This window comes from Jatrophihabitans sp. (assembly GCA_036399055.1).
GTDB lineage: Bacteria > Actinomycetota > Actinomycetes > Mycobacteriales > Jatrophihabitantaceae > Jatrophihabitans_A.
This window is the reverse complement of sequence record DASWNX010000006.1, coordinates 55,291-75,296: the sequence shown is the minus strand read 5'-3', so window position 1 is coordinate 75,296 and position 20,006 is coordinate 55,291. Positions and strand designations below refer to the sequence as shown.

The following is a 20,006-nucleotide window of genomic DNA, read 5'->3' as shown; positions in this document are numbered from 1 at the left end:
ACTCTGCCAGGCCGGCAGCTGACCGCGTGGTCGGCGTCGCTAGTGGGCTTCGACAGCCTCCCGGGAGGTGTCGGTGCCGGAGCCGGTCGCAGCGTCGGCGCGACGCGTGGCGCGGTCCGAGGGCAACGCCAGGGTCGCCGCAGCCAGCACGAACGCGCCAGCCCCGAGCAGCAGGTAGTAGTTCGGCAGCCACGCGGTGTCGGTGGCCACCGATCCGCCGGTCAGGTTGCCCACGACGCCGCCGGCGCCCTGAAAGACGTTGGCCAGGCCGAAGATCAGCGTCGCCTGCGACACCGTCGAGATCTTGCCGACGTAGGCGGGGACCAGGCCGTAGATCGGGTAGAAGCTCAGCCCGAACAGCATCGCCGCGACGAACGGCAACCACCCCGACTGCGAGGTGTAGAGCAGCAGGCAGCTGGCCAGGAACAGGCCGTAGCAGATGGTCAACGTGCGTCGCAGGCCCAGGACGTCACCGAGCCGGCCGACGGCGAAGCCGGCGAACGCGCCGACGACGGCGATCGTCATCCAGACCGCGGAGGAATAGCCGATCGTCTGGCCGCCATGGTCGCGCAGCAGCGGCGCCAGGAAGTTCTGGTAGGACATGAACGAGAAGCCGTTCATGAACTTGATGACCCAGATCCCGACCATCCAGACGCTGATGAACGCCAAACCGGCAGCTAGCGACCGCCGGGCTCGCGGCCGGTCGGCGGCGCCGCCGCTCACGCCAGCACTGCCGGCGGCAGCGTCCTCAGCCGCCGGATCCGGCAGGTCCTGGAACAGCCCCAGCCGCGAGAACAGCCGGACCGCGACCACGATGAGCGCGACCGAGACGCCGGCCACCACGAACCAGACCGCCCGCCAGCCGACAGTGTCGGTCAGCACCGGGATGACCGCGGCCGAGACGAAGATCCCGTAGGTCGTTCCGCTGGAGATGATGCCCAGGGCCGTGCCGCGCCGGTTGCCCTCGATCAGCCGCGGCACCATCTCCACGATCGGGACGTACACCGAGGCAGACGTGCCTGCGGCGATCGCCAGGCAGATGGTGAGCACCACGGTGCTGCTCGTCAGCCCCACGCCGATCAGGCACAGCGTGCACAGCGCCGCTGAGCCCACCACCACCACGGCGCCGTTGAACCGGTGGCTCAGCCAGGTCGCGGCGAAGGCGAACACGATGAACAGCAACTGCCCGATGCCGGTGATCTGGCCGGCGGTGGCGTAAGAGAATCCGAGGTCGTCAGACATCGTCGGCAGCAACTGGCTGAACACGTAGATGCCGAAGCCGTAGGTGACTCCCACGAATCCGGCGATCAACAACACGGCCGACCAGCGCTGCGCCGGGGTGCCGATCCGTGAGGTCATGCGAGCTCCTTCTACGTCGTCGAAGTCACGGTCAGTCGGTCGAGTCATCCGGGGACGGCCAGCCGGTCGCGGCGCGGACCGCGCGGTGGAGGAAGAACCCGGAGTCATCGGCCGAGGAGATCAACCGCTGGTCACCGAAAGAGTCGACGTGGCTGAAGCCCGCTGCCCGCAGATCATCGCGCAGCTCGTCGAAGCTCAGCGACTCGACGGTCAGCGTTCGGTAGAACCCATCGATGTAGCGGTATCCGAAGGTGGTGGTGGCCGCGTCGCTGGCCTCCAGCGTGACCTTGACGTTTCCGGCGTACACGCTGCGCCCGGGTGGCATGGCCTGGTGCTTGACGATGTAGTCGAAATTGCGGTGATCGACCAGCAGCACACCGCCGGGGTTCAGCAGGGCGTGAAGCCGGCGGAGCAGGATCCGGCGCTGCTCTGCGCCGGCGTGCGGCATCGAGCTGCCGAGGCAGATCACCGCGTCATAGCGCAGCGACGACAACGGTCGCAGGTCATCCCAGGCCATCTGCTCGACCCGCACGTCCGGACGCGGCGCCTTCAGGTTGGCCCGGGCCTGCTCCACCATCTCGGCGCTGCCGTCGATCGCGTCGACCTGATAACCGGCGGCGAGGAAGTGGGCGGCGTGGAATCCGGTGCCGCAGGCGATATCGAGCAGGGCCGGCCCCGGCGCGGATTCGATCATCCAATCCAGAAAACCGCCCTCGACCGCGAGCCGCCGGTCCCAATCCACCAGCTCGTCCCAGCGGGCGGCAAAGCCCTGCCCGTACTGATCGGTCGCGAGTTCGGCCCTCATGCCGCGCTCCTGGCTGACAGCAGCTCGCTGAAGGACTCATGCATCTCATGCGCGCGCTGCCAGGCCGTCGACGGCTCGATCGGGTCTGGGTTCACCTTGAAGTGACGCTGCAGGATCTCGAGCTTGTCGGGCCGGATGGCAGCGGCGCCGGTGACCGGGTCGATGGCGGCGATGCCGTCGGCGTACTGGCCCACCTCGTTGATCCGGACGGCTTCGGACTGGTCCATGCCCGTCGGCAGGCTCAACTCGAAGCCGGCCCGGCTCACCAGCACCGGGTACCCGCCGGGCAACCCACCCGGGGCCGGGGCGTGCACCAGCGTCGGCCGGTCGCCGATGAGCGCCCGAACCACCGACAGCACCGACGAGGCGGTCAGCGACTGCCCGTCGACGCCGCCGGTGCGGCGGCAGAACGTGGAGACCCCATGCTGGATCGCCTCCAGGTCCGAACGTGTGTCGAGGACCTTTCCGCGGCGCCGGATCTCCAGCGCCGCCTCGGCCTCACCCGCGTCGCCGGCGCGCGGCAGCCGGTGGCTGTAATAGTGCTGGGCCACCAGCCGCACCTCGAGCTCGTCGATCGGCAGCCCCAGCACCCGCGCCGCGGACCAGGTGAGAGCGGGCACCACGTTGGCGACGTTGCCGGCGCCGATCGTGGGCGCCAGTCCCAGCGGCGCCAGCACCGGCCCCACCGCGTCGGGGAAGGCGCAGTTGACCAGCACAGGGGCGCCGGCATGCGCGCGTAGCGCCTGGCTGAGTGTGTGGACGGGGGCCAGGTGCATCGGCAGCCACGGGCCGAACTGGGCCTCGTCGAGTTCGCGGTACAGCGCGGCGGGCAGCTCGGTGAGCCGCCGCCAGGACTGGACCGAGGCGCAGTTGATCACCATCGTCGGCTGGAACCGGTCCAGGACCTCGACCGCCGACGCCGGCTGCTGCAGGTCCACGACATGCCCGCTCACCTCACCCCGGAAACCGTGGTTGATGCCGGTGAACCTCAGCAGGTTGGAGTCCCGGGTTATCTGCTCCTCCGACCGGGACGTGACGGCGATGGCGTCCAACCGCTGGTCGAGGACGAGGGCGTTGGCGATCTTCTTCGCCAGATCGCCGTAACCGACTATGAGGACGCGGTGGTGTCCCACCGGGCTCAGGTGCTGCATGACGTGCTCCTTCGGCTGTGCTGAGTGGGGTGATCGGAAGGGCGGCGGTCATCGGCGACGGATGAGCGGCGCCGCTCGATCAGCGCGGATAGGCGCCGTTGTCCACGGGGATGACCTTGCCGGTCAGGTTGCGGCTGGCCGGTGAGATCAGGAACTCGATCACCTCGGCCACCGAGGCTGCGTCCAGGCGGGTGCTCAACTGCTCCTGGCGGGCGTACTCGGCGTGGCGGTAGGCGGGGATCCGGTCCTCGATAGCGGTGTCGCGCACCAGGCCGGGTGACACGCAGTTGACCCGGACCCAGGGTGCGTAGTTCATCGCCTGGGACTTGGTGAGGCCGATCACGGCCGCCTTCGACGATCCGTAGACGGCGTCGGAGCTGCCGATCTCCCCAGCCGTGGAGGAGAGGTTGACGACGCAGCCAAGCTCGCCCCGCTCGACCAGCGGCGTCGCGTAGGCCTGGGTGAGCAGCATCGGGGCCAGCACGTTGACCCAGTAGTCTCCCTCGATCATCGCCACGTCATAGGTGTGCAACGGATTGCCGCGGTACATCCCGGCGTTGTTGACCAGGGCGACGGGATGGTCGATCTTGCCGATCGCCTCGCACACCTGCTCGACGCCCGAGCGCCCGGACAGGTCCGCGGTCACGGTCCATGGCGGGGCCGGCAGTTCGCCGGCGACCTTGTCCAGGCCGGCCCCGTCGACATCGACCAGCAGCAGCTCGTAGCCGGCGTCTGCCAGCCGGTGAGCCAGCGCCCGGCCGATGCCGTTCGCGGCGCCGGTCACGACGCAGGTTCCCCGCCCGGTCGAGTTCTGTCTTGCCGTCGTCACAGCCTCACCTCTCCGAGTGTCGTCTTGCGCAGGGCGGTGTACACGTCGCAGGCCTCGGCGTACACGCCGTCGAGCTCCGGCGGGACCACCCAGTCGGCGGGGACGCTCGCGGGGCGCCCCAACCCGCGGCTCTGGGCCACCTCGACATGCCAGCCGGCCCACTTGGTCCAGGAGTCGCTCATGTCGGCCTGCCAGCTCAGGCCCCCCTCGTCGAAGGGCAGCCCGGCGAACCGGCAGAGAGAGCTGACGGTCTGGACGGGGTCTGCGTTCAGCTGCTCGGCGTCGATGACCTGCAGCCGGCTGCCTGCGGCGCTGAGGTGCTGGTGCCACCGCCACAGGTCGGCGTAGCCGAGGTTCTTGCCGGTGACCTGGGTGCGGAGCTTGAGGTTGCTGTAGATCGTCTCGCGGGGTTCGCGCACCAGGACGGCATGGTGGCCGTCGAGCCAGCGCGAGTCGGCGCAGAGCTCGTCGATGGCGTGGTACGGGAAATCCTTGTGCACGACGGGCCGGTCGGCCGGGCCGAGCAGGATGCGGGCGGCCTCTTCGTAGGTCCGCCCTGTGTCGCCCTCGATCTGGGCGTGCTCGATGGGTTCGGCGCGCCGGTGGATGTAGTAGTAGTCGGCGAGCACCTCATGGTGGGTGATGACGTCGCCCCGGTTGTCGAAATAGCGCTCCAGCGCAGTCGATCGCGAGCGCGGATGGCTCCACAGGGACAGTCTCATGCCGCGTGCCCCCCGCCCATCAGCTTCAGGTGCGACGAGCTGGCCTCGGCCAGGGTTTGCAGGAACTGCGGCATGGTCCAGAACTCAGCTGCGGGCAGGGCGCGGTTGAACAGCGGGCGGATCAGCTCGTGCGCGGCGGCGCCGGCGCCGAGCGCGTCCACCTCGTCGAGCAGGTCGGTCCCGGGATGGAAGACGGCGGCGATGTCGACCCGCTCGAGCGCCGCGTAGGTGCCGGGGTTGATGGTGTAGGCGATCGGCTTGTCGAGGGTGGCGCTGATGTGCAGGCATTCTTCGGCGGCTCCGGCGTCGATACGCACGCTGGACATCAGGATCGAGCTGTGCGGCTCGATCTGGGCGACCAGGTCCGCGCCGCGCCGGGCCAGCGCGGCCTCGGCCACTCGCAGGCTGCGCAGGCTCACCTCGGCTCGGCTGTAGGCGCGCACGGCGTCGCCGACCCTGCCCGCCATGTGCGTGACCACCGTTCGCACGCCGTCGTTCTCGGACCTGCTGAGCCGGCCGCGACCGTAGGCGACAGCGGTGGCGAAGGCCTCGAACTGCGCGAGGCTGAAGCTCAGAGTGCCGTTCACCGAGACCCCGCAGCCGACCAGGTGCTCGATGGCCCGGTAGCCCTGCTGGGAGCCGGGGACCTTGACCATCACGTTCCTGGCCACCGCGGCCAGCCGCAGACCCTCCTCGACGATGGCGCGGGTGTCGAAGGTGTGACGCGGCGACACCTGCGCCGACACCCAGCCGTACCGTCCGGCAGAGCGGTCGTGCAGCTCGCGCATCGCCTCGGCCGCCGAGGCGATGTGGGCGGGGTAACTCCGATCGCGCGTCGCGGCTGTGCGCGGGTCGGTGGCACTGGTGCGTCGCCGGACCACGGCGTCGTACTCCTCGATGAGGTTGGGATTGGTCGTCACACCGGTCAGCTCGGCCGCGAGCTCGGGTGATCCTGCCGAGGACGGGCCGTAATGACCGAGGGTGTCGGCGACCGCCTCACCGGCCGGCGTGTCCGGCGACTGGATGCGCGGGTGACTGTCGAACCAGAATTCAATGGCCGGGTTGGCGATTCGAGCAGCGCGAATCTGCCCTGCCAGGGCGGCATGGCCGCCGATGCCCTGTGGTGACTGCGCGCCGGTGGGCGAGGCGATGATCTGGCCAGTCATACGGCAGCTCCTTGGGTGGCGAGGGACGCGATGATGAGCTGTGTCTGCGCGTGGTGCCGGCTTCGGGCAACGGCCAACGGGTGGGTCGGGACCGCGTCGTCGCGGGTGTAGTGGATGACCCGCATCCCGGCCGCGTGCGCCGCGCGGACGCCCGCGTCGCTGTCTTCGACCGCCAGGCAGCGTTCAGCCGCGACACCCAGCCCGGCCGCGGCGTGCAGGTAGACGGTGGGCTCCGGCTTCCATGACTGCAGGTCATAGGCGCTGACGAGCTGATGGGCCGAGCCCGCCTCCAACCGCGCGCACGTCAGGCCATCGCGGATCTTCCACTCAGGCGCGTTGGACACGATCGAATACGGCACGTCCATTCCGTCGAGAAGCTCTTGGGCGTGCGGTTCGGCCTGGAGCTCGTGGCGGTAGGCCGTGGAGACGCGGGCCCGGTAGTCGCGGGTGAACGTCTCCTGCGAGCCCGCCAGCGCCGACCCGGCGAACAGCTCGGCGACCCAGGTGGCGACCTTCCGGCCGCGCAGCAGGTCCAGCGCCGCGGCGAAGCCGAGCGTGACTCCTCGCTCGTCGAGCATCGCGCTGAGAATGGAAGCCGACAGCGATTCACTGTCTACGAGAACGCCGTCGCAGTCGAAGAGGACGGCCTCGATCGCCGCGTCGGCCGGCCTGCTCGGCAGCCTGGAACCTCGCCCACCGGTGTCTGCGGCAATTCGGGCTAATTCCATTTATCTATAGAACCTTGTCAATCAGGCTTTAACAAGACAATTGCCATGATCGTTTCGACAGCAGGCGCGCGTGAGGCCCCAGCTGACAGCACATCGACCACACGCCAAGCGCTCGGGCCACTAGGCTTGCCGGATGGATCACGGAGCGTTTTCGACCGTTAGCCGCTGGGATGTGGCGGTAAGCGCCCGGATCGGCGCGGCGCCGCTGCCGACGGTCCTTGAGCGAGGGCTGCCGCTGCTCACCCGCGCGGCTGACAAGTCGAAACTGTGGATGGCGATCTCGGCCGCCCTGCTCGCCAGTGGCGACACCAGGCCGCGTCGCGCGGCGGTCCGGGGACTGGGGTCGATCGCGGTCGCCAGCCTGCTGGCCAACCAGGTGGGCAAGCGCGCCGTGCCCCGCAGGCGTCCGCTGCTGCGTGACGTGCCCACCGCCCGGATCGCTCACCACGTGCCCACGTCCAGCTCGTTTCCGTCCGGGCACTCCGCCTCCGCGGCGGCCTTCGCGGTCGCGGTCGGGTTCGAGTTCCCCGAGCTCGCGGCGCCGATCGGGGCGCTGGCCGGGGCGGTCTGCTTCTCCCGGATCTTCACCGGCGTCCACTTCACCAGCGATGTGCTTGCCGGGGCGGCCCTGGGCGCCGCCGTGGCCGGCATCGGGGCGGCAGCCGTGCCGGCGCGCCACCCCGAGCCGGTGCGCGTCGACAGCGCCCCGGCCCGTCCGCAGCCGCCCCGTCCGGCCGGGCAGGGAGTGGTGCTGGTGGTCAGCCTGCTGTCCGGCGGTGGCGGCAACGAGGGGGTGGCCGCACAGCTGCGCCAGGCCCTGCCCGCCGCCGAGATCGTGGAGTTGGGCGAGGCCGATGACGTCGTCGAAGCGATGCGGGCGGCCGCCAAGCGCGCCGAGGTGCTCGGCGTCGCCGGCGGGGACGGCACGATCAACGCGGCGGCCACGGCTGCCGTGGACGCCGGGGTGCCGCTGTTGGTGGTGCCGGCCGGCACCTTCAACCACTTCGCCGCCGACTTGGAGCTGACCGACGTCGAGGACGCCGTCGAGGCGCTGGCCGCCGGTCGGGCGATCTGCGTCGATGTCGGTGACGCCGAGGGAAAGCTGTTCCTCAACACCGCCAGCCTCGGCAGCTACCCGGAGTTCGTCAAGATCCGGGAGCGTTGGGAGCAGCGGGTCGGCAAGCCGGTGGCCGCGGCGTGGGCAATCGCCCAGGTGCTGCGCAAGTGCCCGCCGCTGGAAGCCGAGGTCGACGGTGTGCGGCGCCGGCTGGTCATGATCTTCATCGGCAACGGCGGCTACTCTCCGCGCGGCTTCGTGCCTCGCTGGCGCAGCGCGATGGACTCCGGTCAACTGGACGTGCGGTTGGTCGACTCAGCCCTCTCCGGCGCGCGGTGGCGGCTGCTGCTCGGCGCGCTCACCGGAGACCTGTATCGCAGCTCACGCTACGTCGAGACCCGCACCCCGAGCCTCACGGTCACGACCTCCGGGCCGCCCGGCTACCTCGCCCGCGACGGCGAGGTGACCGACGCGCCGAACAAGGTGACGTTCTCGGTGCGCCGGGAGGCCCTAGTCGTCTATCGCGGCGGCGCCGACGCGCTCCCTACGCGGTAATGCCTTGTGAACGCTGGGTTATCTGAGTGTGTCATCACCGCTGTGCCTAGTTCGGTTCCCGCTGAGCTGCTGGCTTCAGCTGCCAATTCATAAACTTTGACGGGCTTTTCATAGATTTGAAACGCCTTTCCTAAATTTGACCATCAGCGCGATGTGACCAACTTGGGGGCCATTTACCGTATTCGGCAAGGGGCTAACGCTTGCCCACGCCGATGCGCGCGAAGGAGCTTGGCCCCATGACAGCCCATCAAGTCGAAGTGCTCTTCTTAGGGCTGGTCGTCATCCTGGTCTTGGCCAAGGTGCTGGGCATGCTTGCCAGCCGGATCGGGCAACCGCCGGTGATCGGAGAGATTGTCGCCGGGATCGCGATCGGACCCACGCTGTTCAACGGCCAGATCGCCGCGACGTTGTTCCCCACCGAGATCCGGCCGATGCTGGCCGCACTGGCCAACGTCGGCCTCGCGCTGTTCATGTTCATCGTGGGCTGCGAGCTGGAACACGCCATAGTGGCCGGGCGTAAGCGGGTGCCGGTCAGCGTGTCGCTCGGCTCCATAGTGCTGCCGTTCACGATGGGGTCGGTGCTGGCGCTGTCGCTGCTGTACTCCGCCCACGGCGCAGACAACGACAAGCTCGGCTTCGTGCTCTTCTTCGGGGCGTCCATGTCGGTGACCGCGTTTCCGGTGCTGGCCCGGATCCTGTCCGATCGGCGGATGAACCGCACCCATGTGGGGTCGGTGGCGTTGGCCAGCGCCTCGGTCGACGACGTGCTCGCCTGGTCGCTGCTGGCGATCGCCGTCACGGTCAGCGGCGGCGCCGGTCAGTGGCGCACCCTGCTGCTGCCGCCCTTCGTGGCGTTGCTGTTCCTGGTGGTCCGCCCCCTGCTCGCGCGGCTGTCCGCGGCCCACCTGAGCCGGAGTAAGGCGGCGTCGGAGCTTCTGGCGCCCGTCGTGGTGGGCCTGCTCCTGTCGGCCTGGGCAACTGAGTGGATGGGGGTGCACTTCATCTTCGGCGCGTTCTTGTTCGGCGCGATCATGCCCCGCGACGGGCTCGACGGAGTGCGGCACCAGCTCACCAAGCGGCTGGAACCTGCCACGTTGGTGGTGCTGCTGCCGATCTTCTTCGTCGTCGCCGGCTTCAAGGTGGACCTGTCGGATCTGGGCTCTTCCGCCTGGGGAGAGCTGGCGATGATCATGTTCGTCGCGATCTCCGGAAAGATGGGCGGCGCCTACCTCGGCGCACGCCTGCAGGGCGTGCCGAAGCGAGAGGCCGGGGTGCTGGCCGCCCTGATGAACACCCGCGGGCTCACCGAGCTGGTGATCCTGAGCGTCGGCTTGCAGCTGGGCTTCCTCGACGACCAGCTGTACTCGCTGATGGTCCTGATGGCAGTGCTCACCACCATGATGGCGGGCCCGCTGGTGAGCGTGCTGTACCCGCGCGAGCAGATCGAGCGGGACACCGCTGAACTCGCGGCTGCGCACAGCCCTCGCTGAGTCGGCTCGCCTGGGGTGTGTGCGAACTGCCCTGGGGTGTGCGAACTGCCCTGGGGGTGTGTTCGAACTGCGGTGAGCGTAATCGCCCTTCGGCGTCTACGGTGGCCCACGACCTTGCTCGACCTGCTGCTGGTCGGGATGGTCATCAGTCTGATCTCCGGTCGGCGACCGTCTACGGTCTTGGTGGTGCTAGCTGACACCTTGACCGCTGAACTGATCCGCCGTCGGCGCCTGACGCTGGCCTAACCGCTCACAGAGGAGCACCGATGGTTCGCATCACCCAGCCGCCCGCCGGCGCCGTCCCCACGGAGTCGGTGTTCGTCCGGATTCCGGCCGCCGCCGTGCGGCACGGCGCGGTCAATCTCGCGCAGGGCGTCTTCGACCACGGGCCGCCGCCAGAGGTGCTGGCGGCGCTGGCAGCGGTGGGAGAGGGCGCAGAGCACCAGTACGCGCCCAGCGCCGGGCACCCGCTGCTACGGGCTGCGCTGGCCAGAAAGTACGGCCCGCTCGACCCGGACACCGAGATCACCGTGTGCGCCGGAGCGACCGAGGCGTACTACAGCACCATGGCGGCCCTGATCAGGCCAGGTGACGAGGCGATCGTGGTCGAGCCGGCCTACGAGCAGTACGGCCCGGTGATCACCGCGTTCGGCGGGGTCGTGCGGGCGATCCGGCTGCCCGGCCTCGACGCCCGGCTGGACGCCGCCGCGCTGGCGGCGGTGACCACCCCCGCCACCAAGGTGATCGTCGTCAACAGCCCGTGGAACCCGTTCGGGCGCTCCCTGGACGAGGACGAGTGGAACGCGGTCGCCGAGCTGGCCAACGCCCGGGGCGTCGTGGTGGTCTCGGATGAGACCTACGAGCACCTCAACCTGGGCTCCCGCGCGCATCGCAGCGTCTCGGACGTGATCGCAGACCCCGAGCTGCGGGTCAAGGTCTCCTCGGCGTCGAAGACCCTGGCCGTCACCGGCTGGCGGGTCGGCTGGGCGATCGCCGGCCCGGGCCTGACGCGCCGGATCCGGGCCGCGCACCAGTTCGTCACCTTCTGCCCCCCGACGCCCTTGCAGCTGGCGGTCGCCCGGGTGCTTGACAGCCCTGACTTCGAGAACCTGATCGCCGGCACGGTGGCGGGCATGTCCCAGCGGGTGAGCTCTTTCGTGGACACCCTCACCGGGCTCGGCATCCCGGCCGCCATGCCTGACAGCGGGTTCTATGTCCTCGCCGACGTCGGCGAGGATGCCACCAGCTGGTGTGACCGGATGCTCGTGGACCAGGGAGTGGCCGGGTTGCCGCTGTCGGTCTTCTACTCCCAACCGGTGCCCGAGGCTGCCACCGTGGTCCGCTTCGCCCTGTGCAAGCAGGCCGGCACGCTGACCGAGGCCAGCCGTCGGCTGCGCGCTCGGCTCCATTCCGGCGGGCCGGGCCCTTCCTGAGAGGTCGCTGATCGGCCGCCGGGGCAATCCGTCAGCCGGCTGGTCCCGAATTCCCTGACGAAGCGGCCCATCGGAGGCCGGCGCAGGGGAGCTGACAATGAGAGTCATCGCAAGATCACGGCGACGGGCGGGAGTGTTCGCGATGTCTGCCCTGATCGCCGTCGTCGGCGGCCTGGGTATCGCCCAAGCGACCACGGCCGCCACGCCGAGCCACGCCCCGAGCCATCAGCACGCCGAGCAGCACGGGGAGCATGGTGAGCACGGTGAGCACGAGCACTGAGTTCGAGCTGCCGCGGAGCACCAGCGCTCGACGCCCCGCCTCCCGGCGAGCTCCGGTCCCGGCGTTTCTATCCCAGCGCCAGCAGTCACGCTGGCGCTGGCTGATGGTGCCGGCCATGCTGACCGCTGCCGCGGCTCACCTGCCCGTCATCGCCGTCCACCTGGAGGAGGCGCCCTACATCGGCGTGCTGTTCGTGGTGCTCACGGCCGCGTGCGTCGGCCTGGCCAGCGTCGCGGTCAGTTGGGACCCCCCGGCGGTCTACGCCTTGTCGGCCCTGACCTGCGGGTCGGCGGTGCTGGCTTACGCGGCCACCCGGCTGGTGAGCTTTCCGTTGCTGGCCGGTGATGTCGGCTACTGGCTGGAGCCACTCGGCGTGCTCTCGGTCGCCTCGGAGAGCGTCGTCGTGCTCACCGCCGCCTTCGCCCTCGCCGCGGCGCGGCGGGCCATGCCGAGGGTGCGGCCGCTTCAGGCCTGAACCTGCTCCACCTCCAGCTGGCCCTGGACCAGGGCGTCGGCGACATCGTCGAGTACGGTGTCGTGGCTGAAGGCGTAGCCGCGCAACACCGCCAGGGCGTCCGGGGCGGTGGCGCCCAGCCGCGTCATCAGCATTCCCATCGCCACCCAGACGTTGGTGCGGCTGCGGACCGCCCCGCTCTGCAGCCAGATCGGTTCGGGCTCGTCGGAGAACGCGTTCACCGAACCGGTGATGGCCTGGGCGATGGTCAGGGCATCGATGATCTGGTCGCAGACCGAGACGGCGTCGGCGAGGCTGATGTGGGCCAGATCCTCGGGATTGATGACGAACAGGTCCAGTGCCCCCACCGTCTCGGCGCTCAGCCGCAGCGGCACGCACAGCGCTCCCCGGTAGGGCGTCTGCTTGAAGAACTCGGCGGCGAACAGCGGCCATTGCCGTCGGATGTCTGCCTCGGCGGCTATCACGATCCGGCTCGTGCGGGCCGCGTCCAGGCAGGGCCCCTCGCCCTGGGTGAACTGCAAGCGCTCGGCGTGACTTGCCACCTCGTCACTGGCGCCCACCGGCACCCTGAAGTCGTGATTGAGCAGGCTCAGCCCTGCTCCGACGACCGGCAGGACCTGCACGCAGGCCCGTGCCAGCCTGACCGGCAGTAGCTCCGGGATCGCCGTGGCCTGATCGCGGCCGCCAGCCCAGGCGGCCCGGAAGGACCGGGCAAGGTCTGATTTGGCGGTGAAGGCGGGGTGGTCGCTCTCGCCGGGGCTTTCGAACAGCGTCATGGGCGTGGAGCTTTCCGTGACTGCGGCGGGGGAGTTGGGCTCTCAACCCTCCGTCGGCTTTGTGTCCACACTAGCGAAAGGGTGTCTGCACGGGGCAGCCGGGCAGAGGACGGCCTCGGCGTGAGCGCGCCTTGTCCGAGAAAAAGCACCGGCCCGGAGCCGCCGGTGGCGACTTCGGGCCGGTGTTGCGTTGCTGGTGATCTTCGCGGCTCAGCCGGCGCCGTTCACCGGCGCCGACTGGGCAGCGGCGGGATCAGTAGCGGTAGTGGTCGGACTTGAACGGGCCCTCGACGTCGACGCCGAGGTACTCGGCCTGCTCCTTGCTCAGCACGGTCAGGCGCGCGCCGACCGCCTCAAGGTGCAACCGGGCCACCTTCTCGTCCAGGTGCTTGGGCAGCACGTAGACCTGGTTCTCGTACTCGCCCTGCTTGGTGTAAAGCTCGATCTGGGCCATGGTCTGGTTGGTGAACGAGTTCGACATCACGAAGCTCGGGTGGCCGGTGGCGTTGCCGAGGTTGAGCAGCCGGCCCTCGGACAGCACGATGATGGCGTGGCCGTCGGGGAAGGTCCACTCGTGCACCTGAGGCTTGACCTCGACCTTCTTGATCCCGGGCACGCGGCCCAGGCCGGCCATGTCGATCTCGGTGTCGAAGTGACCGACGTTGCCCACGATGGCGTTGTGCTTCATCTGGGCCATGTGGTCGACCATGATGATGTCCCGGCCACCGGTGGTCGTGATGAAGATGTCGGCCTCAGAGACGACGTCTTCGACCCGGACGACCTGCAGGCCGTCCATGGCCGCCTGCAGCGCGCAGATCGGGTCGATCTCGGTGACCACCACGCGCGCGCCCTGGCCGCGCAGTGACTCGACCGCGCCCTTGCCGACGTCGCCGTAGCCGCAGATGACGGCGAGCTTGCCGGCCAGCATGACGTCGGTCGCGCGGTTGATGCCGTCGACCAGCGAGTGCCGGATGCCGTACTTGTTGTCGAACTTCGACTTGGTGACCGAGTCGTTGACGTTGATCGCCGGGAACAGCAGTTGGCCGTCCTGGGCGAGCTTGTACAGCCGCTTGACGCCGTTGGTGGTCTCTTCGGTGACGCCCTTGATGTCGGCGGCGATCCGGGTGAAGCGCTGCTTGTCACGGGCCATGCTGTCAGTCAGCGTCTTCAGGATCTGCTGCAGCTCCTCGTGGTCGTCCTCGGCAGGCTGGGGCACCGCGCCGGCTGCTTCGTACTCCACACCCTTGTGCACCAGCAGGGTGGCGTCGCCGCCGTCGTCGACCATCATGTTCGGCCCACGGCCCTGGCCGAAGTCGAACAGCTGATCGGTGCACCACCAGTACTCGGCCAGCGTCTCGCCCTTCCAGGCGAAGACCGGGGTGCCGGTGGGCTTGTCAGGGGTGCCGTTGGGGCCGACCACGACAGCCGCGGCGGCCTCGTCCTGGGTGGAGAAGATGTTGCAGGAGACCCAGCGGACCTCGGCGCCGAGCGCCACCAGGGTCTCGATCAGCACCGCGGTCTGGATGGTCATGTGCAGCGAACCCGCGACCCGGGCGCCGCGCAGCGGCTGGGCGTCGGCGAACTCACGACGGATCGCCATCAGGCCGGGCATCTCGTGCTCGGCCAGTCGCATCTGGTGCCGGCCGTACTCCGCGAGCGAGATGTCGGCGATCGCGAAGTCAATTCCGTTAACGTTCTGCAGTCTTGTGCTCATGATTCCTTCCGGGTGACGAGTGATGACCGTAGGGGTCCCAGGTCAGCGGGACGGCCCGAACAGCCGGTTACGTGTGGAGGAGGACGTAACAAAGGGCACCTCCTCAGTGGGAGGCGCCCTTCACGTGATCACAGATCGAGCGTGGCGGACCGTGTCCGTCGCAGCGCCTCTCGACCTGGACCGCGCCAGCTTCGGCGCATAGCCAGTTTAACATGTCAGCCCGCCCGCCCAATCGTCGAAACTGCCGATATTTCCTGTCAGTCGCTGGCGGGACTCGACGAGCTGCCCGGCGCCGCTAGGGTGGCCAGCGACGCGCGCTGGCCAGAGCCCACCGGTCCCGCGCGTATGTGAGACGCGGGAGTGCGCGTGCGGGCATTGGTGGTCGAGCAGGGTTTCAGCCGGGGTGCGCTGGCGGCTGTCCGCGCGTTGGCGCAGGCCGGCTGGCAGGTCGGCGTGGGCGCGCCGGACGGCTGCGGCCTGGCGTCCTCGTCGCGAGCGTGCACGCGCCGGCACGCGGTGCCCGCCGCGCATGAGGACCAACCGGCGTTTCTGGCTGCGGTGGAGCAGGCGGTGCGCGAGGGCGGTTACGAGGTGGTCTTCGGCGCCGGCGAGGCCGAAGTGCTGACGCTGTCCGAGCATCGCGACGCAGTTGCGGCGGTGGTGCCGCACGCCGGTCACCAGAGCGTGCTGGACGCCCTTGACAAGGCGCGGCTGGCCGAGGCCGCGGTGGCTGCCGGATTCGGGGTCCCGCAGACCTTGGCCCCGGCCTCGCTGTCGGATGAGACCCGGCCGGTCGTGGTGAAGGCCCGCATGCACGCCCGCCCGGGCCTGGCCGGGGCGCCGCCACGGATCGACACCAACGTGGTCCTCGGCGCCACCGCCACTCGCCGCCGGGTCTCTGAGATCGCCGCTGTGGGGGGCGAGGCCGAGGTGCAGGAATTCCTGGACGGCTACCTGATGGCCTACGCCGCCGTGACGACCGCTGGCGGCCGGCAGGTCGCCGCCCATTCGATGCAGGTCGCCTCGCGGGTCTGGCCGCCCGGAGCCGGAGCAAGCTGCCGCGCGGTCAGCGTGCCGGTCGACCCCGAGCTGGCCGAACGCGCCGCCGCGCTGTTCGCAGCCCTGGGCTGGTTCGGCCTGGCCGAGTTGCAGTTCATCGTGCCGGCCGACGGGGTCCCTCGGCTGATCGATCTCAACGGCCGGTTCTACGGCTCGCTGGCCCTGGCGGTGCGAGCCGGAGCGAACCTGCCGGCGACCTGGGCGGCGCTGGCCACCGGCCGCTGGCGGGCGCCGGTGGAGCCGGTGACAGCCGTCGGGGGAGTGCGGTACTCCTGGTGGGAGGGCGACCTGCGCCGAGCGCTGGTCGAGCGGCGCGGCGGGGTGGTCCGTGACCTGGCCGGCGCGCTCTACTCCGGAGCCGGCGCCGTGCACAGCGTGGGCCGGTGGCGGGACCCGGCGCCGGCGTTGACCCACGCGCGGCGGCTGCTCACCGACCGTCGTGCCGCCGTCAGCAAGCGGGTCCACGTCGCCGGCTGACTAGCGGGCCGGTCGAGGCGTTGACAGGCCCGCGACCAGCGGTCCAGTCTGGATAACCGAGGCAACCTCGGTCCGAGGAGGATCCGATGGCGTTCGCGACCAGGCTGCATATCCTCGATTGCGGTGCGATGAGCTGTGATTTGACCTGGCTGCTTCTCAAGCCCGGACGCAGCATCCGCCCCCGAGCGGAGAAGGACCGACCCGTCGAGTGGTATCCCTGCACCACCCACGCAGTCCTGGTCGAGACACCCGAGGGCACCCTGCTCTGGGACACCAGTTGCCCGCGCGACTGGGAGACCAGGTGGGCGCCGACCGGCTTGCAGGAATTCTTCCCCTATGACCAGGTCAGCGACGAACAGCACCTCGACGCCAGGTTGGGGCAGCTCGGCGTGCAGGCTGAGGATCTCAGCCACGTGGTGCTGTCCCATCTGCATTTCGACCATGCCGGCAACGCCAAGATGTTCGCCGGGTCCGGCGCCACCCTGGTCTGCTCTGAGGCGGAGAAGGACTTCGCGTTCGGATATCAGGGCGAGTTCAGCGGCGCTCATCTCAAGGCTGATTACGACGGCCTGGAGTTTCAGACGGTGTCCGACGACTCGGAGTTCCTGCCCGGCGTCAACTTCATCCAGGCGCCCGGGCACACGCCGGGAACGATGGCTATGCAGGTGTCGCTGCGGGAGAGCGGAACCATGATCTTCACCTCGGACGCGGTGTACATGGGGGACTCCTACGGCCCACCCGCCGTCCCGGCTGCCATCGTCAACGACCTCGCCGCGTTCTACGAGTCAGTCGAGAAGATCCGAGGCATCGCCGAGAGGACCGACGCCACAGTGGTGTTCGGCCATGACGCCGCCCAGCTCCGGTCGATGCGACTGGCCCCGTCCGGTTCCTATGCCTAGCAGCGCGATCCTCACCGATAAGGCCAGCTCATGACGGGGTGTCCCGCTGGCCTTCTCCGCTCCGGTCCTCGCTCGCTGGCGCTCGCTGCGATCCTCACCGATAAGGCCAGCTCATGACCGAGTATCCCGCGCCGTCGCATCCGGAAAGCATCTTCACCTACGGCTGCCCGCAGCTGAAGTTCGGGCCGGGCGCCTCCGCTGAGATCGGTTTCGACCTTTCCCAATACGACGTTCGCCGGGCGCTGGTGGTCACCGACCGCGGTCTCAGCGCGACCGGCGTGCCGCAACGGATAGCCGAGCAGATGGCCGCCTTCGGCATCGAGGCCGAGGTCTTCGACGAGTCCCACATCGAGCCGACCGACCAGAGCCTGCGCCACGCCGTGGACTGGGCCAAGGCCAACGGGCCGTGGGACGCCTTCGTGGCGGTCGGGGGCGGGTCCAGCATCGACACCGCCAAGGCGGTCAACCTGCTGTACACCAATCCAGGCGAGCTGATGGACTACATCAACGCGCCGGTAGGCGCCGGCAAAGCCCCGAGCGTCGCGCTGAAACCGTTGATCGCGGTGCCGACGACCACGGGGACCGGCTCGGAGTCGACCACCATCTGCGTGCTTGACGTTCTTGCGATGAAGGTGAAAACCGGAATCAGCCACGTCCGGCTACGACCCACTCTGGCGGTCATCGACCCGGACCTGACGCTGACCCAGCCCGCCGGTGTGACCGCGGCCGCCGGCATGGACATCCTCTGCCATGCCCTGGAGAGCTACACCGCACGCCCCTACACCACCTACGAGCACAAGCGGGCTGAGCAACGGGTGCCCTATTGCGGGTCGAACCCGATCGCCGACATGTGGTCGGAAAAAGCGCTGACTCTGCTGTCCGGATCGTTCCGGCCTGCGGTGCGCGATGGCGAGGATCGCGACGCCCGGCTGGCGATGGCGATGGCCGCGACCTTCGCGGGCATGGGCTTCGGCAACGCCGGCGTGCACATCCCGCATGCCAATGCCTATCCGATCGCCGGCCGGGTCAAGGACTTCCGTCCCAAGGACTACCCGCAGGAGGAACCGATGGTCCCGCACGGGATGTCCGTGGCGCTGACCGCTCCGGAGGCGTTCCGGTTCACCTTCTCGGCCCAGCCCGAACGCCACCTCCGGGCTGCCCGGCTGCTGGCGCCCGACGCCGATCAACCCTCTGACGCCTCAGCGTTCCTACCCGCTGTGGTGGCCGCCCTGATGCGTGACATCGGCCTGCCCAACGGGGTGGGCGGGGTCGGTTACGACGAGAGCGACATCGACGGCCTGGTCGGCGGTGCGATGAAGCAACAGCGGCTGCTGGCGACCTGCCCCCGGCCGGTCGGCGAGGAGGATCTGGCCGCGATATTCCGCCGTTCGATGAGCCTGTGGTGAGTCAACGATGCCGATCTATGACCTGCGCTGCCAGCAGGGCCACCGTTTTGAAGTGATCCAGTCCTTCACCGCGGAGCTGCCGGCCTGCCCGGTGTGCCGGTCGCGCGCTGTGAAACTACCGGCCGGATGCGCGCTGTCGGGCGTGGCCGCCGTGCCACCCGCGCACGACAGCCAGCCGCAGACCTGGCGGGGCACCTATCATGGCGACCGCGGCTACCTGGCTGAATTGCGCGCCCAGGCGCAGGCGCGTAGTCGGCTGGAGGCCAAGTACCCGGAGCTGGCCGCAGACCAGCGGCCGGTCATCGCCCATGAGGGACGCTATGAGGCAGCTCCGCTGCGGCTGGGCGATCCGCTGGAATAGTGGAGCCCGCGCCATGGTTTAGAACAGCGTTTCCCCAGGAGGAGCGTCATGCGAGGCGACAGCGTTGAGATCGTCATAGACGCCGGTGAGAGCAGCCGGACCTACACCATCACCGCCACCCGGGCGGGCCGTCGGGTCGAGGTCAGCCACGGTCGCGGCCTGGTCGAGGTCACCGAGGTCACTCGGGGCGGCACCCCCGTGCGGACCGCGCGGTTCATGAGCGGCCGGGTGATCGCCGTCGTGGAGCACCCGGCAGCCGACGCCGCGTTGGCCGACGACTCGTCGGTCACTCCGCTGCACCGTCCGGCCTGAGCTGCACCGTCCGGCCTGACCATCCCGGCCCGAAACCGTCCGGCCCTTCAGACCCGCATTGGGGTCAGCTGTTGTGCTGGCGCTCCTCCTGCACCCGGTGCGGCACCCGTAGCAGCCGCACCGAGGTGACCAGCACCAGGCCGCCGACCAGATTGCCGAAACTCGACCAGAGAAGCGCGCCGACCCAGTGGCCCCAGTTGTAATCGGCGCCGCCGCTGAACAGCCCGGCCGCGATCAGGATCGAGTCGAGCACCGAGTGAAACAGCTGCGCTCCCACCAGGACGAAGGACATCACGATCGCGGGAATGACCTTCACGCCCATGTTGTCGCTGGCGTGCTGCATCCGGGTGAGCAGGGTGATGACGGTGCCGCCCAGCACTGCCAGGAAGAACGAGCGCCACGACACCCCCAGATGGGCGTAATGGCCGCCGGACTCGATCGCGGTCGGTTGCAGGTCGGGCAGCGCCACCACGATCATGCCGGCCAGGATCAGCCCCCCGGCCAGGTTCATCAACAGCGTCACCACCCAGAGCCGGATCAACTGCAAGACGGTGCCGTGGCCGGCCACCAGGGCGGTGACGGGCACCAGGAAGTTCTCGGTGAACAGCTCGCTGCGAGCCATCAGCAGGGCCACGAACCCGATCGTGAAGGCCAGCGCGGCGAGCAGTGGATCGCCGGTCTCGTGCTTGACCACCAGGTAGGCCAGCACGCCTACCCCGATGTCGATCCCGCCGAGAAAACCGGTCGCCAACAACGGCAACAGCGGCCGGGAGAGCCGATTGTCGCCTTCGGCGACCAGCCGGTCGAAGGCGTCCTCGATCTCCGGTTCCTCGCGGGCGCCGACCGGTGCGATGACATCGCCGGCGCCGCCGGATGGTCGTGACATGGGCGAACCTCCCACAAGGCCGTGCCGTCTGACGCCGAGTTCGCTCGCCGCTACCGCGAGCCTACC

At 69.3% G+C, this 20,006-nt stretch carries 20 protein-coding genes and 1 riboswitch; of the genes, 10 read left to right on the top strand and 10 right to left on the bottom strand.

What is annotated here, in order from left to right; genetic code table 11:
- Nucleotides 1-39: 39 nt before the first annotated feature.
- The 7 genes from VGB75_02345 to VGB75_02315 form a co-directional block, all read right to left on the bottom strand.
- The gene (locus VGB75_02345; GenBank protein ID HEY0165859.1) at nt 40-1,359 is read right to left on the bottom strand and encodes an MFS transporter; all 1,320 of its coding nucleotides are present in this window, start codon (nt 1,357-1,359) and stop codon (nt 40-42) included.
- Nucleotides 1,360-1,390: 31 nt separating this feature from the next.
- Complete coding sequence (locus VGB75_02340; GenBank protein HEY0165858.1) at nt 1,391-2,164, bottom strand: class I SAM-dependent methyltransferase; 774 nt, start codon at nt 2,162-2,164, stop codon at nt 1,391-1,393.
- Entirely contained in the window at nt 2,161-3,315 is a 1,155-nt protein-coding gene (locus VGB75_02335; protein ID HEY0165857.1) for a hypothetical protein, read from the bottom strand. The genes VGB75_02340 and VGB75_02335 overlap by 4 nt, the downstream gene beginning before the upstream one ends.
- 79 nt (nt 3,316-3,394) lie before the next feature.
- A complete protein-coding gene (locus VGB75_02330; protein HEY0165856.1) occupies nt 3,395-4,144 on the bottom strand; it encodes an SDR family oxidoreductase in 750 nt (249 codons plus the stop codon).
- Complete coding sequence (locus tag VGB75_02325; protein HEY0165855.1) at nt 4,141-4,866, bottom strand: hypothetical protein; 726 nt, start codon at nt 4,864-4,866, stop codon at nt 4,141-4,143. Before VGB75_02325 ends, VGB75_02330 begins: the two co-directional genes overlap by 4 nt.
- Complete coding sequence (locus VGB75_02320) at nt 4,863-6,032, bottom strand: transaldolase family protein (GenBank protein ID HEY0165854.1); 1,170 nt, start codon at nt 6,030-6,032, stop codon at nt 4,863-4,865. Before VGB75_02320 ends, VGB75_02325 begins: the two co-directional genes overlap by 4 nt.
- The gene (locus VGB75_02315; protein HEY0165853.1) at nt 6,029-6,760 is read right to left on the bottom strand and encodes an HAD-IA family hydrolase; all 732 of its coding nucleotides are present in this window, start codon (nt 6,758-6,760) and stop codon (nt 6,029-6,031) included. Before VGB75_02315 ends, VGB75_02320 begins: the two co-directional genes overlap by 4 nt.
- 172 nt (nt 6,761-6,932) lie before the next feature.
- Here VGB75_02315 and VGB75_02310 point away from each other — a divergent pair, with 172 nt between their 5' ends.
- From VGB75_02310 to VGB75_02290, 5 genes are all read left to right on the top strand, one after another.
- Nucleotides 6,933-8,372 carry a phosphatase PAP2 family protein gene (locus VGB75_02310; GenBank protein ID HEY0165852.1) on the top strand — a complete coding sequence of 480 codons (1,440 nt, stop codon included), beginning with the start codon at nt 6,933-6,935 and terminating at the stop codon, nt 8,370-8,372.
- 236 nt (nt 8,373-8,608) lie between these two features.
- Nucleotides 8,609-9,862 (top strand): cation:proton antiporter, encoded by a 1,254-nt coding sequence (locus tag VGB75_02305; GenBank protein ID HEY0165851.1) that lies wholly within the window; start codon nt 8,609-8,611, stop codon nt 9,860-9,862.
- Between the two features lie 266 nt (nt 9,863-10,128).
- Nucleotides 10,129-11,295, top strand: a complete 1,167-nt coding sequence (locus tag VGB75_02300; GenBank protein ID HEY0165850.1) for an aminotransferase class I/II-fold pyridoxal phosphate-dependent enzyme — start codon at nt 10,129-10,131, stop codon at nt 11,293-11,295.
- Nucleotides 11,296-11,437: 142 nt separating this feature from the next.
- Nucleotides 11,438-11,575, top strand: a complete 138-nt coding sequence (locus tag VGB75_02295) for a hypothetical protein (protein HEY0165849.1) — start codon at nt 11,438-11,440, stop codon at nt 11,573-11,575.
- A complete protein-coding gene (locus tag VGB75_02290) occupies nt 11,559-12,050 on the top strand; it encodes a hypothetical protein (protein ID HEY0165848.1) in 492 nt (163 codons plus the stop codon). The genes VGB75_02295 and VGB75_02290 overlap by 17 nt, the downstream gene beginning before the upstream one ends.
- Here VGB75_02290 and VGB75_02285 read toward each other — a convergent pair.
- Nucleotides 12,041-12,826 (bottom strand): GAF and ANTAR domain-containing protein, encoded by a 786-nt coding sequence (locus VGB75_02285; protein ID HEY0165847.1) that lies wholly within the window; start codon nt 12,824-12,826, stop codon nt 12,041-12,043. The genes VGB75_02290 and VGB75_02285 overlap by 10 nt on opposite strands.
- Nucleotides 12,827-13,079: 253 nt before the next feature.
- Nucleotides 13,080-14,540, bottom strand: coding sequence for an adenosylhomocysteinase (gene ahcY / locus VGB75_02280; GenBank protein ID HEY0165846.1), 1,461 nt, complete (start codon nt 14,538-14,540; stop codon nt 13,080-13,082).
- Nucleotides 14,541-14,645: 105 nt separating this feature from the next.
- Nucleotides 14,646-14,718: riboswitch (S-adenosyl-L-homocysteine riboswitch) on the bottom strand.
- Nucleotides 14,719-14,906: 188 nt separating this feature from the next.
- On the opposite strand from ahcY, the gene VGB75_02275 reads away from it, so the two are divergent.
- The 5 genes from VGB75_02275 to VGB75_02255 all read left to right on the top strand — a co-directional run bounded on the left by VGB75_02275 (nt 14,907) and on the right by VGB75_02255 (nt 19,054).
- A complete protein-coding gene (locus tag VGB75_02275) occupies nt 14,907-16,076 on the top strand; it encodes an ATP-grasp domain-containing protein (protein HEY0165845.1) in 1,170 nt (389 codons plus the stop codon).
- A gap of 128 nt (nt 16,077-16,204) precedes the next feature.
- On the top strand, nt 16,205-16,975 hold the full coding sequence (locus VGB75_02270; GenBank protein HEY0165844.1) for an N-acyl homoserine lactonase family protein: 771 nt from the start codon (nt 16,205-16,207) through the stop codon (nt 16,973-16,975).
- Between the two features lie 113 nt (nt 16,976-17,088).
- Nucleotides 17,089-18,381 carry a hydroxyacid-oxoacid transhydrogenase gene (locus VGB75_02265; protein HEY0165843.1) on the top strand — a complete coding sequence of 431 codons (1,293 nt, stop codon included), beginning with the start codon at nt 17,089-17,091 and terminating at the stop codon, nt 18,379-18,381.
- Between the two features lie 7 nt (nt 18,382-18,388).
- On the top strand, nt 18,389-18,742 hold the full coding sequence (locus tag VGB75_02260; protein HEY0165842.1) for a zinc ribbon domain-containing protein: 354 nt from the start codon (nt 18,389-18,391) through the stop codon (nt 18,740-18,742).
- Between the two features lie 48 nt (nt 18,743-18,790).
- A complete protein-coding gene (locus VGB75_02255; protein HEY0165841.1) occupies nt 18,791-19,054 on the top strand; it encodes a hypothetical protein in 264 nt (87 codons plus the stop codon).
- A 64-nt stretch (nt 19,055-19,118) separates the two neighbouring features.
- On the opposite strand, the gene VGB75_02250 is transcribed toward VGB75_02255, so the two are convergent.
- A complete protein-coding gene (locus VGB75_02250) occupies nt 19,119-19,940 on the bottom strand; it encodes a formate/nitrite transporter family protein (GenBank protein ID HEY0165840.1) in 822 nt (273 codons plus the stop codon).
- Between the last annotated feature and the right edge of the window lie 66 nt (nt 19,941-20,006).

Excerpts from the sequence above, each read along its gene's own strand:
- VGB75_02345 (HEY0165859.1), bottom strand. The coding sequence starts at position 1,359 with ATGACCTCACGGATCGGCACCCCGGCGCAGCGCTGGTCGGCCGTGTTG.
- VGB75_02340 (HEY0165858.1), bottom strand. The coding sequence starts at position 2,164 with ATGAGGGCCGAACTCGCGACCGATCAGTACGGGCAGGGCTTTGCCGCC.
- VGB75_02335 (HEY0165857.1), bottom strand. The coding sequence starts at position 3,315 with ATGCAGCACCTGAGCCCGGTGGGACACCACCGCGTCCTCATAGTCGGT.
- VGB75_02325 (HEY0165855.1), bottom strand. The coding sequence starts at position 4,866 with ATGAGACTGTCCCTGTGGAGCCATCCGCGCTCGCGATCGACTGCGCTG.
- VGB75_02320 (HEY0165854.1), bottom strand. The coding sequence starts at position 6,032 with ATGACTGGCCAGATCATCGCCTCGCCCACCGGCGCGCAGTCACCACAG.
- VGB75_02315 (HEY0165853.1), bottom strand. The coding sequence starts at position 6,760 with ATGGAATTAGCCCGAATTGCCGCAGACACCGGTGGGCGAGGTTCCAGG.
- VGB75_02305 (HEY0165851.1), top strand. The coding sequence starts at position 8,609 with ATGACAGCCCATCAAGTCGAAGTGCTCTTCTTAGGGCTGGTCGTCATC.
- VGB75_02300 (HEY0165850.1), top strand. The coding sequence starts at position 10,129 with ATGGTTCGCATCACCCAGCCGCCCGCCGGCGCCGTCCCCACGGAGTCG.
- VGB75_02295 (HEY0165849.1), top strand. The coding sequence starts at position 11,438 with ATGTCTGCCCTGATCGCCGTCGTCGGCGGCCTGGGTATCGCCCAAGCG.
- VGB75_02285 (HEY0165847.1), bottom strand. The coding sequence starts at position 12,826 with ATGACGCTGTTCGAAAGCCCCGGCGAGAGCGACCACCCCGCCTTCACC.
- ahcY (HEY0165846.1), bottom strand. The coding sequence starts at position 14,540 with ATGAGCACAAGACTGCAGAACGTTAACGGAATTGACTTCGCGATCGCC.
- VGB75_02270 (HEY0165844.1), top strand. The coding sequence starts at position 16,205 with ATGAGCTGTGATTTGACCTGGCTGCTTCTCAAGCCCGGACGCAGCATC.
- VGB75_02265 (HEY0165843.1), top strand. The coding sequence starts at position 17,089 with ATGACCGAGTATCCCGCGCCGTCGCATCCGGAAAGCATCTTCACCTAC.
- VGB75_02260 (HEY0165842.1), top strand. The coding sequence starts at position 18,389 with ATGCCGATCTATGACCTGCGCTGCCAGCAGGGCCACCGTTTTGAAGTG.
- VGB75_02255 (HEY0165841.1), top strand. The coding sequence starts at position 18,791 with ATGCGAGGCGACAGCGTTGAGATCGTCATAGACGCCGGTGAGAGCAGC.
- VGB75_02250 (HEY0165840.1), bottom strand. The coding sequence starts at position 19,940 with ATGTCACGACCATCCGGCGGCGCCGGCGATGTCATCGCACCGGTCGGC.